At 32.1% G+C, this 14,823-nt stretch carries 7 protein-coding genes, 3 tRNA genes and 1 rRNA gene; 8 read left to right on the top strand and 3 right to left on the bottom strand.

Annotated elements, in window-relative coordinates; translation table 11 throughout:
• The first annotated feature begins 140 nt into the window (after nt 1-140).
• The 4 genes from rrf to OGZ34_RS19760 all read left to right on the top strand — a co-directional run bounded on the left by rrf (nt 141) and on the right by OGZ34_RS19760 (nt 614).
• A 5S ribosomal RNA gene (gene rrf, locus OGZ34_RS19775) occupies nt 141-250 on the top strand.
• A 68-nt stretch (nt 251-318) separates the two neighbouring features.
• Nucleotides 319-391 (top strand) — tRNA-Phe (locus tag OGZ34_RS19770).
• A 6-nt stretch (nt 392-397) separates the two neighbouring features.
• Nucleotides 398-483: transfer RNA gene (locus OGZ34_RS19765), tRNA-Leu, on the top strand.
• Nucleotides 484-540: 57 nt separating this feature from the next.
• Nucleotides 541-614 (top strand) — tRNA-Arg (locus tag OGZ34_RS19760).
• A gap of 108 nt (nt 615-722) precedes the next feature.
• On the opposite strand, the gene OGZ34_RS19755 is transcribed toward OGZ34_RS19760, so the two are convergent.
• From OGZ34_RS19755 to OGZ34_RS19745, 3 genes are all read right to left on the bottom strand, one after another.
• Nucleotides 723-851, bottom strand: coding sequence for a transposase (locus tag OGZ34_RS19755; protein ID WP_246253303.1), 129 nt, complete (start codon nt 849-851; stop codon nt 723-725).
• Nucleotides 852-1,470: 619 nt separating this feature from the next.
• Nucleotides 1,471-3,489, bottom strand: a complete 2,019-nt coding sequence (locus tag OGZ34_RS19750; protein ID WP_263361450.1) for a tetratricopeptide repeat-containing sensor histidine kinase — start codon at nt 3,487-3,489, stop codon at nt 1,471-1,473.
• Between the two features lie 126 nt (nt 3,490-3,615).
• Nucleotides 3,616-3,864 carry a hypothetical protein gene (locus OGZ34_RS19745; protein ID WP_263361449.1) on the bottom strand — a complete coding sequence of 83 codons (249 nt, stop codon included), beginning with the start codon at nt 3,862-3,864 and terminating at the stop codon, nt 3,616-3,618.
• Nucleotides 3,865-3,979: 115 nt separating this feature from the next.
• Between OGZ34_RS19745 and OGZ34_RS19740 the strand changes: the two genes are divergently transcribed.
• The 4 genes from OGZ34_RS19740 (at nt 3,980) to OGZ34_RS19725 (ending at nt 14,813) form a co-directional block, all read left to right on the top strand.
• On the top strand, nt 3,980-4,648 hold the full coding sequence (locus tag OGZ34_RS19740) for a response regulator (RefSeq protein WP_173968499.1): 669 nt from the start codon (nt 3,980-3,982) through the stop codon (nt 4,646-4,648).
• Between the two features lie 892 nt (nt 4,649-5,540).
• Nucleotides 5,541-11,144: a non-ribosomal peptide synthetase gene (locus OGZ34_RS19735; protein ID WP_263361448.1), complete on the top strand. Its 5,604-nt coding sequence runs from the start codon at nt 5,541-5,543 to the stop codon at nt 11,142-11,144.
• A gap of 151 nt (nt 11,145-11,295) precedes the next feature.
• Nucleotides 11,296-12,378 carry an NHL repeat-containing protein gene (locus OGZ34_RS19730; protein ID WP_263361447.1) on the top strand — a complete coding sequence of 361 codons (1,083 nt, stop codon included), beginning with the start codon at nt 11,296-11,298 and terminating at the stop codon, nt 12,376-12,378.
• 41 nt (nt 12,379-12,419) lie between these two features.
• Complete coding sequence (locus OGZ34_RS19725) at nt 12,420-14,813, top strand: TonB-dependent receptor domain-containing protein (protein WP_263361446.1); 2,394 nt, start codon at nt 12,420-12,422, stop codon at nt 14,811-14,813.
• Nucleotides 14,814-14,823 lie beyond the last annotated feature (10 nt).

Raw genomic sequence — 14,823 nt, 5'->3', positions numbered from 1 at the left:
TTTCTAAAATAGTAAATAAAAGTACTTTTCTTTATCTCAGTATGTTAAGATATTTGCAGCGAAGCTGCAGTTGATAGTTGAAGGTTGGTAGTTGATGGAAACACCAACAACCATAAACCAACAACCGCCAACAATGACCTTAAGGTGGTTATTGCGGCGGGGCTCACCTCTTCCCATCCCGAACAGAGTAGTTAAGCCCGCCTGCGCAGATGGTACTGCAGTTATGTGGGAGAGTATGTCGTCGCCTTTCTTTTTAAAACCCTGTTCGTAACAAAACGGGGTTTTTTATTCTAATTTTACTTATTAATAAGTAGAAATGGTACCTTAGCTCAGATGGTAGAGCAATGGACTGAAAATCCATGTGTCCCTGGTTCGATCCCTGGAGGTACCACATAATGCTCGGATGGTGAAATTGGTAGACACGCTGGACTTAAAATCCAGTGAACAGCAATGTTCGTGCGGGTTCAAGTCCCGCTCTGAGTACTGAAAACTTCAATTGGCTCTGCTAATTGAAGTTTTTTTTAAAATAAAAACTAAAATGGACGCATAGCTCAGCTGGATAGAGCACCTGCCTTCTAAGCAGGCGGTCGAAGGTTCGAATCCTTCTGTGTTCACAAGGAACCACTCAAATCGAGTGGTTTTTTTGTTTTGTACCATTTATCAAAACATGAAACGGTTCTTTTATCGGATCAGGTTCAAAAGTTGGGGATTAGGCAAAAAGATTAGATAATCTGAATAAGAAAAAAATCTATATTCCTCACTCCTCTGAATTGACTTCTAAAGGCTTTTATTTTAGCATTGAAAGATTCTGCCGAAGCATTTGTATTTCTATTACCAAAATAGTTTAAGATTGACTGGTAATTAACGGATCAGGTTCGAAAGTTGGGAAGTGATATAAAGAGTATTCTATACCGTAGAGGACTTTAGGAATGAAAGTGGCAATCTTTTAAAGATTTACATTTTCCTAAAATTTCTTAATTGCAAAAAAAATAATAATTTGCAGCTTACCCCATAAGAGACAAGTATTTGGTATCTGTTGCTCTGAAAGAGCTTTAGCAGTAACATGGCACGAAGTGCCATGAATAATGGTGAGCACTTCTTTAAGCCCTGCATGGGCGAAAGCAGAACTCAAAAGAGCACATGTCCTATTTTTATGATATTTCTGAAAGTTAGCAACTTTTAATTAAGATCTTATGCTTTATTTATAACTGCTTATACCTCTTCTGGGTAATATGATTGATTATCTTAATTTATAGTGCGTTGCACTATTTTTATGCTTTTGGGCTTTCAGCCCTTTTTAAACATTTCAAATATTTATACCGTAAGAGGATACTAATTATAAAAATCAGCTGTAATAAAATGATCTCTTAAACGAAGAGCTGTAATCGTTAATAAAAAGAAATAAATTCTATCAACGGCACAACATTTTGTATTGATTCATGGTTCTGAGGCTTTTTTTAGAATTATATTTTAAAAAGTAAATGTAACTTCGATTTTTGTTCCTTCACCAATTTTTGATTCAATATTAAATTGACCTTTTAATGACATTACTCTTTCTCGCATGTTGCTTAATCCTATACCATTTTTTTTACTTTTGATATCAAATCCATTCCCGTCATCAATAATAGTCAGTTTTATAAAATTGTGATTTTTCTTCTCAATTTTTACATCGCAATTTTCTGCATCCGAATATTTATTAACATTTAAAATGGCTTCTTGAATGATACGGTATATGTTTATTTTATATATATTTTGAATGATTTCCCATTCAAAAGTGCCATCATTTGCAAATTTAAAACTGGTAGTACTAATGTCTTTTTGATTTTCAATTAAACCTTCTAATAATACGTTAAAATCATTCCCTTCTAAGAAAGATCCCCGGCTTAAATCATGAGATATGGTTCTGATCTCATTTTCGATATTTTGTAGTTCAAAAATATATTCTTTTCTTTTTTCAATTATTGCCAAATCTGTTTTGGAATTAAAAAAACCTAAATTCATTCTGACACCATATATTTTATTCATTATACCATCATGTAATTCCTTAGCTATTTTTCCCTTTTCATTTTCTTTTGCAATATTTATTTTCTTATGCTGTTCAGTTAATAATAGATAGATCTCTTCATTAGCTTTTTGCTGCTTTCTTAAGAAGAGTAATTCCTTGTTTTTGTATTTTAAATATCTCAAAAGAAAAAATAGTGCAAGTAATAAAATTGATCCAAGTGAAATAATTAAGATCCATAAGTTATTCTTGGTAAGAACTTTATTTTCGTCTTCTATTCTTGAAGTTTCATATGCGATCCTGGCGTATTTATAATGTGCATTTTTCTGGATTTTATTGATACTATCACTTATCTGGATATACTTATTTGTATAAGACAAACTATTCTTTTTATCTATTTTAGAGAGTAATTTTAAAGAAGTTAAAATTTCATTACTGTTTTTTATTTTTATTGCTATGTAATTTGCTTCTAATAAACTTTGTATTGACTTTAAAGTATCTTTTTGTGTCAGAAAGTATTCTCCAATGTATATCTTCTTATATAAAAGATCTGATTCAACGCCGATGCTATCTACAATTTTTAGAGATTCAATGAACATTGATTCAACATTTTTGTAGTCCCCATTTCTCATCTTTGAATATGCTAAATTACTCAGAACATTTGCATATAGTCTTGGCCACTTTTTTTTCAAATCTCTGGAAAGTAGCCCTTGTAAGTTTTGTACAGATTTTGAAAATTCTCCCTTTAAGTCGTATAAATTTGAAATATTAATGATGGAAGTTACATTGTAATTGTTGATTTCATCTTTATCTATATCGTTAACTTTCATTTTTTCTAAATTATTCAAAGCTAGTTTATGATATCGTAATGCTTCGTCATAATTGACCAATTTTTCCAAGCAATTCCCCATTAGAGTGTTACAGGAATAAACCAAGCGATGGTTTTTAGATTTTTTTAAATATTGTAAGGCTTTCGAAATTTCGACTTCACATTCGATATAGTTTCCGTCATAAAATAAAACGTAGGCTTTATTAAATAGCATTTTACCTACATTATCATAGTCAGAAATCTTAGAGTATATTTTTTCTGCTTGTAAAAAATAAAAGTAAGCGCTATCTCTTTTAGAATTTCTGTAACAGTCTCCTATGTAGAATAATGCCAATGGAATTCTGGTACTATCTTTGGCTTCTTTAGAAAGTTTAAGAGCTTGTAAACTAACATGTAATGATTTTTTTAGATTGTCAATAGAGTAATATTCAGTTGCAAGTTTTAGGTATAAATTTCTAACAATGGAATCATTTGTTTTAGATTTAAGTAGACTGGCAATTGAATCTAAGTATTTCTCTTTTTTATCTTTTTTTAGAGTATTAATATGAATTTTATCAATTGAAACAGATGTATTTTTTATATAAAGATTTGAATTCTGTTTTTCACAAGAAAAAAATAGAATTAGAAGTACGCAAATTATTCTGTTACAAGAGGTCAAATTATAATCATTTACTTAATAATTTCAAATATATAGTTTTTTTAAGTAATAGACTTAACATATAAGAGGACTAAGTAATTTACTGCCGAAGAAAATTTCTTAGTCCTTATTTTAAAGAATTGTAATTTAGTGATGACCTTTCCTTGGCGGTATAGGATTGCTTGGCTCTCCTTTTGTATTAGTTTTATCAATCTTATTAATTACAGCAGTTGAATCGATTACTTTTTCTTTCAATAGATTTTTCATATTAGACTGGTGGTGAATACGGGTATTAATACTTTTGACGTCTTGAACTTCGTAACTATCATCATTAGAGCAGGAATAAATTAATAAAGAAGCGAAGACAAGTCCTATAATACATAATTTGCTTTTCATAAATAAATTTTTAAGTTGATCATATTTATGACAAAAAAACATCTAAGATTTGTCTGAATTGTACGGAATATCCGTAATATTTATTTAGTTTTGATGTAAATTAGATGGAATAATTATGAACCTAAACATTTTGATTGTTGATGACCACCCTATGACAGTTGATAGCTATGTCAATTTGTTGTTTTATAGTGATTTAGATTTCGGTAAGCTGAATTTTATAAAGAGTCATAATTGTGAAGATGCTTATAAAAAGATAGTATTTTATTTAAAACAAAATTTGAGTATTGATTTTGCTTTATTAGACATTAGTCTTCCTGCCTATAAGGAACTAAATATTAATAGTGGTATTGATTTAGCGTTGCTTATTAGGGAAAAATTTAAAAACTGCAAAGTAGTTCTTCTTACAATGCATAGTGAACCACTAACTGTCGACAAAATTATTAAAGGAATAAAACCAGAAGGTTTCATCGCAAAGAGTGATATTAATTTTGAATTATTTCCGAGCATTTGTAAAAAAATTCTTGATGGGGATATATTTAAAAGTAGTACTATAATAAAGTCTCAAAGGGAATTGTTTAAAAAAAATATAAATTGGGATAATCATGACAATCAAATTTTAATTTTAATTTCTCAGGGAGTTAGAACTGTTAATCTTCCGAATTATATACCTCTTTCTATGAGTGCTATTGAAAAAAGAAAGGCAAACATAAAAGATCAGCTTTTAAAAGGGAAAGGAAGCGATAAAGATCTGGTCGAGAAAGCAAAAAAGTTAGGATTGTTGTAATTATGGCTTATTGAATTCTTCAATAATCAAATTAAGTACAATGCGGTAGTAGGGCCTTAGGTTAAATTTTTTCTAATATATTCATTGTGTTATCTATGTCTTTAATGATATGGTTTATTAAATTATTTTTCCTTTGATTTAATTGTTTTATGTTTAGTGAAATAATCCACAATTAAAATTCTTACTTGGTTTTCTTTAATCAAGCTCCTAAGCGCAATGCAGGCTAGATGTTTATACTGAAGAGGGGGAGATTTTCTGATATATTTACCCCCAATAGTATTAGAAGTAATACTTTGAACTCTGTTTTTTTTGATATTTTCAATCTCTTTAGTTTCGAAAAAAAGATATGCTGTTCTCTAATCCTGAATAGTATTGGGGAGCGTTTCTTTTAATTTGGGAATTTTTACTTACGAAATTCCTTTTTTTGTGTTTCTTCAAAATAAGCAAGATTTACAAATATTGACTACAAAAGGGAAGGTTTTGCTTTAGTAAAAGTTCTATTGTTTTTGGGTTTTCTTAATTGCCATAATTTTTTGCATTCTTCATAATTATGGTTGCAAATTTAACTTGAGAAAACAATATTTTATAACATCAATTTTCTAAATCTTTAAGATGATTTTTTTGTCTTAATGGTTATTTTACTTTCTGCTAACAGTTTATCTACTTAATCATCAAAGTCCGTAATTTTTATGAGAAAACACCGTAATTTTTAGACGTATGTTGCCTCTATTTTCGTGAAAAATCTATATGCCAGTATATTGAAAATAACTTTAATAAAAAAAGTGATTTTGTAGATATTGTTTGGGATATAGTATAAAAGTCCTACGCACTTTATAAGTATTGAAGTGCATTGGGATGCTGATTTTAAACAAGAAATAGGAATACAGAATTTATGGATAAGAATGCAGTATCAAATAATTTTAGTTTAGTTTCAAGATATTGGAAAAAAAAAATATCAAACAGAGAGAAAGTTTTTGAATTAAATAATAAACAAAATAGTACTCACAGTGTTACTATTAAGGCCGAGGACCTAAACTACTTTAATAAGCTAGCAAATGATAATTTAATTGCTCAAGCTACGGTTCTAAGTGCTATTTTTTCTTTTTTGTTAAAGAGATTACTTAGTGAATTTGATGGTTATGTTGTTTCAAATTATAGAAATCACCCCAATTGCCTGCTTTTATCATTTCCTATAGATTTAAAAACACCATTTAAGGAATATCTTCAAAAAGTAAGAATCGAAATTTTAGATTCGCTAAAATATTCGGATTACGATAATAATTTTATCTCCGAAAAAGAAGGTTTTAGTGATTTAAGCACTCTTTCTAATTTTTCTATAAATATTAACTCCGATTCTAAGCTAGATTGTAATGGTCTTTTGTTTGATATAAAAATAAATGAGGGAGATGCTATAGAAATTTACGTTTCTTATTTAGAAGGTTTTGTAAAGAAAACAATTGTTGAATATCTGGTTAAGCATTTTAAACAGTTTATAGTTAATTTAGAAGATAATATAACAGCTGACTTATCGGATTATGAACTATTATCTGAAAAAGAAAAACAGCAGTTATTAAAAGATTTTAATGATACAAAAGTTGATTATCCGAAAGATAAAACGATAGTAGATTTATTTGAAGAACAAGTTGAAAATACACCAAATAATATTGCTGTTCTATTTGAAGAAACTAAATTAACTTATAAGGAACTAAACGAAAAGGCAAATCAGTTAGCCTATTATATTTCTACTAAACATTCCATTGATAAAGGAGATATAATTGGTGTGTTTTTACCTAAATCTGATATTGGAATCATTTCATTATTGGCAATATTAAAGTTAGGTGCGGTTTATCTACCGATAGCTACAAATTATCCTCAGGAAAGAATAGATTATTTGATAAAAGATAGTGGATTAAAATTACTAATTAGTGATGGTGTTGTATTGGATATTGCTAATTGTGAGACAATAGATCTAAAAGCATTGATTTTTGAAGATAATAGTAGTAATAATATCAATGCACCTATTTTGTCCAATGATTTAGCCTATTTAATCTATACTTCCGGCTCTACCGGTCAACCTAAAGGGGTAATGGTTGAGCATGGCAGTAATATAAATATGTCATTAAATCAGATTGAGACTTTTGAAATTACGGAAAAGGATAAAGTAGTATGGTTTGCTTCTGTTGCCTTTGACGCGTCTATATCTGAAATTATGATGAGTTTGTATAGTGGTGCTACATTATGTATTCCTACAGAAGAAATAATTAAAGACAAAGATCAATTTACAAGTTTTTTAAAAGAAACAAAATCGACAGTAGTTACTTTTCCTCCAAGTTATTTAGGATTATTGTCTGAAAATGATATCTCTGGATTACGATGTGTCATTACAGCTGGAGAATCTGCTAATCTGACTAAAGCAATAACGGTTGTAGAATCAGGAATTGATTATTTTAATGCCTACGGACCTACAGAATGTGCTGTTTGTGTGTCGATTTATAAGGTAACCAAAGATGATTTTAAAAATCTGGTTATTCCAATTGGGCGCCCCATATCAAACACTCAGATTTATATTTTAGACGATAACTTAGAGCCAGTTGTTATTGGCGGTTCAGGAAAGTTGTATGTTTCGGGCTTAGGTGTTGCCAGAGGTTATTTGAACAAGCCTGAGCTTACCTTAGAGAAGTTTGTACCAAATCCTTTTATAGAAGGCAAGCGTATGTATGATACGGGAGATTTAGCGTGTTGGCTACCCGACGGAAACATTGAATTTTTAGGAAGAAAAGACCATCAGGTAAAAATCAGAGGTTATAGAATTGAGCTTGGCGAGATCGAGAATACCATTTTACAGTACTCAGAAGATTTAAAACAAGTAGTTGTTGAAGTAAAAGAAAACAATCAGGAGAAAGTATTGGTTGCTTACTTTGTTTCGGCAGCAAATCTGGAAAAAGCGCAGTTGCGTAGTTTTCTGCAAGAGAAATTGCCGGATTACATGGTTCCGGGTTTTTATATTGAATTAGAGAAATTGCCACTAACCCCTAACGGAAAAATAGACAGAAACGCCTTGCCTGGTATCTCTGTAGAAGATGTCATAAGAAAAGAGTATGTAGGTCCAAGAAACAAAACCGAAGAAAATTTGGTTCTAATATGGCAGGAAGTTTTAGGAATAGAGCAAATCGGGATAACCGATAATTTCTTTGAGTTAGGAGGACATAGTCTGATCATCGCTCAGGTGATCAACCGTACACATAAGCAATTAGGAAAAACAGTCTCTTTTAAGGTATTTTTTGCCAATCCAACGATAGAAGGCTTGAGTAAGGAATTACAGGAGAAGAATTTTATAGCAATCCCCACAGCAACAGAAGCAGCATCTTATCCGTTGACCTCTTCGCAAAGCCGACTTTGGATTTTGAGCCAGTTGGAAGGCGGTTCACTGGCGTATAATATGCCAGCGGCAGTCAAACTAACCGGAGTTGTTGATGGGACTAAATTTGAAGAATCGTTTAAACGATTGATCGCTCGTCATGAAATTTTGAGAACCAGTTTCAAAACAGATCAGTCCGGAGATGTTCGACAATACATCGTACCCACAGAGCAAGTCAACTTTACGATAGCAGAGCAGGACTATAGTGCAAGAGAAAATCAGGGAGAAGCCATTGCAGATTATTTACAAGCAATAAACAATGAGCCTTTCGATTTAGAACAAGCACCACTTGTCAGAGCTTCTTTAATCAAATTAAAAGAAGAAGAACATGTGTTTTTCTTATCCCTTCATCATATTATTGGAGACGGATGGTCAATAGAAGTCTTGATATCAGAGGTTGTGAAAACCTACAATGCACTAACGCAAGGCACCGAAATAGCCTTACCGGAATTAAGCCTTCAGTATAAAGACTATGCAGTGTGGCTCAATGACGAAATACAGCAGGAGCAATATCAGGCATCCGAACATTATTGGCTTGAACAATTTGCAGGCGAGTTACCGGTATTGGATTTACCAAGTTTTAAAACCCGTCCATTAATTCAGACTTATAATGGTGATAGTCTTACACACCGGTTTTCGAGAGTATTTTTAGATAAATTAAAAAGATTCTCAAAAGAACAGGACCTTACCTTGTTTATGAGTTTAATGGCAGGAATAAATGCTTTGTTGCATAAATATACAGGTCAGGACGACATCATAATTGGAACCCCAATAGCAGGAAGAGAACATCCGGATCTGGAGCATCAAATAGGTTTGTATCTCAATACGCTTGCCATACGAACTCAATTGAAAAAAGAGACCAGTTTTGCAGATCTTGCAGCCTCCCAAAAAGAGACTTTATTGGGAGCTTACGAATATCAGAGTTATCCTTTTGATGTATTGGTGGGCAAACTGAACTTAAAAAGAGACACGAGTCGTACCGCTTTATTTGATATTCTGGTTGTTTTACAAAACCAGGGACAATTGAATAATCTTAATAATGAGGAACTGGCCAATTTTCAGGTAAGTGATTATGAGTTTTCCAGAAAAACATCGCAATTTGATGTGAGTTTCACCTTTGCAGAAACAGAAGGATTAGACCTTACCATTGAATACAATACCGATATCTACGATGCTTATTTGATAGAAAGAATGTTTACTCATTTTGAGAATCTTGTTACGGGAGCTCTGGAACAGCCGGAAATGCCTATTCATGAGATTGACTACCTCACCAAAGAAGAAGAGCAAGAGTTGTTGGTTGGATTTAATGATACAGCCGTAGCTTATCCAAAAGATAAAACAATAATAGACTTATTTGAAGATCAGGTTGCCGGCACACCAAATAATATTGCTGTTGTATTTGAAGAAACACAACTAACATATCAGGAGCTAAATGAAAAGGCAAACCAGTTGGCTTTTTATTTAAGAGATCGATATGCTGTTGAAGCGGATGATTTGATCGGTATAAAGCTTGATAGAAGCGAGAAGATGCTCATCGTTATTTTGGGAATATTAAAATCGGGAGCGGCTTATGTCCCAATAGATGTTAATTATCCTCAGGAGAGGATTGCTTACATCGAGAAGGATAGCAATAGCAAGATTGTTATTGATGAAGAAGCTTTAGGTGTATTTACAGAAGTTCAGCAGGAATATTCGAAAGCGAATCCTGAAAAAATAAACAAACCACACGATTTAGCCTATGTAATTTATACATCTGGTACTACAGGGAATCCAAAAGGAGTGATGGTAGAGCATGGAAATGCAGCTGCACTGATTAATTGGTCAAAATTAGAATTTGATCAGTCCGAATTTGAAATCATGTATGCGGCAACATCATATTGTTTTGATTTATCAATATATGAGATCTTTTACACCTTAGCAATAGGGAAGAAAATTAGGGTTTTACATAATGCCTTGGAAATAAAAGATCATATAAATGAGGAAAACAAAGTAGCATTAAATACGGTGCCTTCCGTAGTTAGAAGTTTATTAGAAGATAAGATAGATTTAAAGAATGTAGTTTTTATCAATATGGCAGGAGAAATTGTACCTCCTGATATTGTGGAAAAACTTCAGACAGAAAAAATAGAGGTTAGAAACTTATATGGACCATCAGAAGATACAACATATAGTACAAGTTATAAAGCGCTCCATCAAACCTATATCAATTTTCCAATTGGTAAACCAATATCCAATACACAGGTTTATATTTTAGATGCTGATTTTCATTTAGTTCCCGCGGGAGTAGCAGGGAAAATTTACGTATCAGGGGCAGGAGTAGCGCGGGGGTATTTTGGCAAACCAGAACTTACAAATGAAAAGTTTATCTCGAATCCTTTTGCAGCCGGAGAACGAATGTATGACACGGGAGATTTGGGCAGGTGGTTGCCGGATGGTAACATTGAATTTTTGGGTAGGAAAGACCATCAGGTTAAGATACGAGGTTACAGAATCGAACTTGGTGAGATAGAGAATGCGATATTACTGTATTCAGAGAATTTAAAGCAAGTAATTGTTGAGTCAAAAGAAGTAAATCAGGAGAAAGTATTGATTGCCTATTTAGTATCGAGTACAAATGTGGATAAAACTGGACTGAAGAAGTTTTTACAAGAAAAGTTACCAGATTATATGGTTCCAGGTTTTTATGTAGAATTGGAAAAGTTACCATTAACTCCAAACGGAAAGGTGGACAGAAAAGTTTTACCTGGCATATCCGGAGATGATATTATGAGAAATGAGTATGTGGCTCCAAGAAATGAGGTCGAGAACAAGCTGGTTTTAATATGGCAGGAAGTTTTAGGAATTCAGAAAATAGGGGCTACAGATAATTTATTTGAATTAGGAGGGAATAGTTTAAGTGCCACAAGATTAATTAGTCTTATACATAACGAATTTGAAGTTAAAATTACTATTAATGATTTGTTCAAAAACAGAACGTTAGAAGATCTGGCAGTTTTAATTGAAAACATTGATGTAGCGTATGGTGCTGATGTTGATCAAGATAAAAGTAATGTTGAAATTGAAAAGTTTTATATATGATTTTTTATTGATGTTCTTTTAATTCAAATGGATTAAGGATACCGGAAGTAATTTGCCCAAGAAGGTAAATATCCTGAACGGAATATCTAAAAGTTATAAAAAACCTTATATAGAATTTACGCTTAAAATAAATAAAACAAAATAATAAAATATGAAAGCACACTCCATAAAAGTTCTATTATGTATTCTACTGTTACATCCTTTTTTAGGTATATCTCAGAAAACGAAGGATGCTATTGTTATTAATGAGACTGCAGCATTAAAAAGACCTACTCTTTTTTCAAATTTAGGAGATACTTTTGGTACCCCGGATGCGATGGCTATTGACAAAAAGGGAAACTTATACCTATCTGTTCCCAATGGATCTACTTTTGAAAAATATGGAAGTAAAATATGTGTTTTTAACAATTTAAATCAACCGGTCACCTGGTTGGATAATCTTCCTCTACATCCTCTTACAAACAGAGTGCATCCTATGGGAATGGAATTTGGTCCGGATGGGAATCTTTACATTGCCGATAACCAAAATTTTGCTAATAAAGAGCATCAATCAAGATTACTCAGGGTTATTGTTGAAAATGGAAAACCAATTCGTACCGAAGTATTAGTTCAGGGATTAAATTTTGCCAATGCCATCAGATGGCATAAAGATCGAATTTATATAAGCGATTCTGCCTTAGATGTAAAAAAGCAAAGTGGTATTTACAGTTTTAAAATGGAAGAGTTAAACAAAGGTTTAATACAGCTAAAACCGACTGATAACGCCCCATATTTAATTTGCAAATTTACTTTAAAACCGGAAGCAAAAGAATGGGCATTAGGTGTAGATGGAATTGCATTTGATAAAAAAGGAGATTTATATGCAGGTAATTTTGGTGACGGCGTAATTTCTAAAATTGAATTCTCACCAGACGGTAAAGTAAAATCTCAAAAAATAATAGTAGACTCTGATAAGTTAAAATGTTGTGATGGCCTGTATTACTACGAAAAAACAAATAGTATATATATAGCTAATTATGACAACAATAGTGTACATGTATTGGATTTAAATAAAAACACATTGAGTCTTCTTTGGGAAAATGGTAATGCCGACGGTTCTGACGGTTTATTAGACAACCCTTGTGAACCTATAATTTATAAAGGAAAATTATTAGTAGTAAATTTTGATTCCTATAAAGGAGAGAAAAATACTGAAGTAGATAATTTTCATACAATTTCCAGTTTCGAATTATAATTATACCCCTATCAAATATTTATTTACTCAAAAAAAATACAATGAAGAAAAGCATCTTTTTATTGCTTGTGCTGTTAAGCTCAGTATTGTCGGCTCAGGTAAAAGTAACCGGAAAAGTTACTTCTAAAGATAATAATCCAATTGAGTTTGCAGAAGTTATATTAATAGGTAAAGACTCTGCTGCTATTAAAAGCGAACTTACTAATGAAAAGGGGGATTTCGTATTGGAAAGCCAACCGGGGGTATATGAGTTACAGGTTAGGCAGGCAAATAAAACAATTGCATCAAGGAATATCGAATTGAATGCAGATTTAGATTTAGGCAATATAGTAGTCGATGCTGCAATAGTGTTAGAATCTGTTGTAGTTGTTGGTAAAAAGAAACTAATTGAAAGAAAGGTAGATCGAGTGGTTTTTAATGTAGAAAATTCGATTAGTGCTACAGGAGGTGACGCGTTAGAAGCTCTTAGGATTACCCCGGGAATAAAAGTGCAAAATGACAATATAGCTATTATTGGAAAAAGCAGTGTGGCAGTCATGGTTGATGACAAAATCATTCAACTCTCGGAGGAAGACCTGGCAAATTTTTTAAAATCAATACCTTCAGATATTATTAAGAGTATTGAGGTAATTACTACACCTCCAGCTAAGTACGAGGCCGCTGGAAATAGCGGTATGGTCAATATAAAATTAAAAAAGGCTAAGAAAGATTCCTGGAATGCATTAATTGGTACTACTTTCCTGCAGAGAACTTACAGTGATGGTGCTGTTTTGGGGAGTTTTAATTATAATAAGAACAAGTTGAGTATTTCTTCTTCGCTTAATTATAAAAATGGAACAAGATATGTAAATCAGGATAATTACACTTACTTCCCTGATGGATTATGGCATACCAGCGAACCAGATAAAGAAAAATATGCCCGAGTAAATGGAAAATTAACTATTGATTATCAGATTTCCCCTAAATGGATTATGGGGGGGCAATTTTTATACAATAATAATGATTCTAAAAATACAGAAAGTCCGTTTACAGGTGTTACTGATTATACAACAGGCCGATTAAACCGTTATTTGAAGTCAGATGGTAAAGAAGTACAGAATCCGAATATCAAATCGTTGAGCTTCTATAATGAGTTTAAATTAGATACTATAGGAAAGAAACTTACCCTAAATCTTGATTACTTTAACTTTAATAACAAAGATGTCAGAACTTACAATGGAATTTCTGTTATTGAAGTTCCATTACCCTATTCAGAAAAATATTATGCAGGGATAAATGATAACAGTCAGGATATCAATAATTTCTCAGGAAAACTAGATATTGATTATCCAACGAAATGGGCGGTATTGAGCTTTGGAAGCAAAATTTCAAACTCACAAACGCACAATGACATTTTTGCTTTTAATAGCGGATTAGTTGATACTCCTCCTTCAGAGTTTATTTTATCCAAGAATAAATTTGAGTACACCGAAAATGTACAAGCGTTTTATATTTCAGGAAATAAAAAGATTAATGAGTATTGGGAGTCACAGTTCGGTTTAAGAATGGAAGCTACTCAAACCAAAACTTTTGCGGAAAGTTTAAGCCAATCTACAAAACTGGATTACGTTAAATTTTTTCCAACGGCTTATGTGTCTTACAAGCCAAATGACAATTCAACATATACTTTGAGTTATAGTAAAAGAATTGAAAGACCTCAGTTTTATGACTTAAATCCAAACGTTACCTTTCTTAATCCGTTTCAAACTATAGAGGGAAATCCTTTCTTGCAGCCTTCTTTTATAGATAATTTAGAATTGACCTATACCTACAAAAAGCTGGAAACTAAGGTTTATTTTAGTTATCAGGATGATATGTTTAATGAAATTCCAATAACAGACCCTACGACCAATTTGATCCGATTTGCAATTGATAATTTTATTGATATACAGCGATATGGTATTTCGGAAAACTTTGTTTTTGACAAAATTAAATGGTGGACGAGTATCAATACTTTCGATATTAATTATTCGATTTCAAAATCAAAATTAGCGATAACCCAAGGTGGACAAAAAGGGTTTAATTCTATGATTTCCACAAATAATGACTTTATTCTTAATTCGAAAAAGACCTTGCTTTTTAATTTAAATTATTGGTATAGTTTCCCTGGTAATGATGGTTTTTACAAAAATGATGCGATGAGTTCGTTATCGTTAACTCTTCAATATTTGCTACTAGATAAAGATCTGACGCTGTCATTAAAGGGAAGTGATATATTCAGAACCGAAGTAATCAGTATAAATTCAAGAGTTAATGATGTTTACAACGAGGGTAGATATTATCGCGACAGACAGGCGCTTCAGTTCTCCGTTTCGTATAAGTTCGGGAATAAGAAGATTAAGACAGGACAAAGAGAAACTGGTAATGAAGAAGAAAGAAGTCGAACAGGTAATTAATAAATTTTGA

The organism is Flavobacterium collinsii (genome assembly GCF_946903285.1).
Lineage (GTDB): Bacteria > Bacteroidota > Bacteroidia > Flavobacteriales > Flavobacteriaceae > Flavobacterium > Flavobacterium collinsii.
This window is presented reverse-complemented; position numbering and strand designations above follow the sequence as displayed.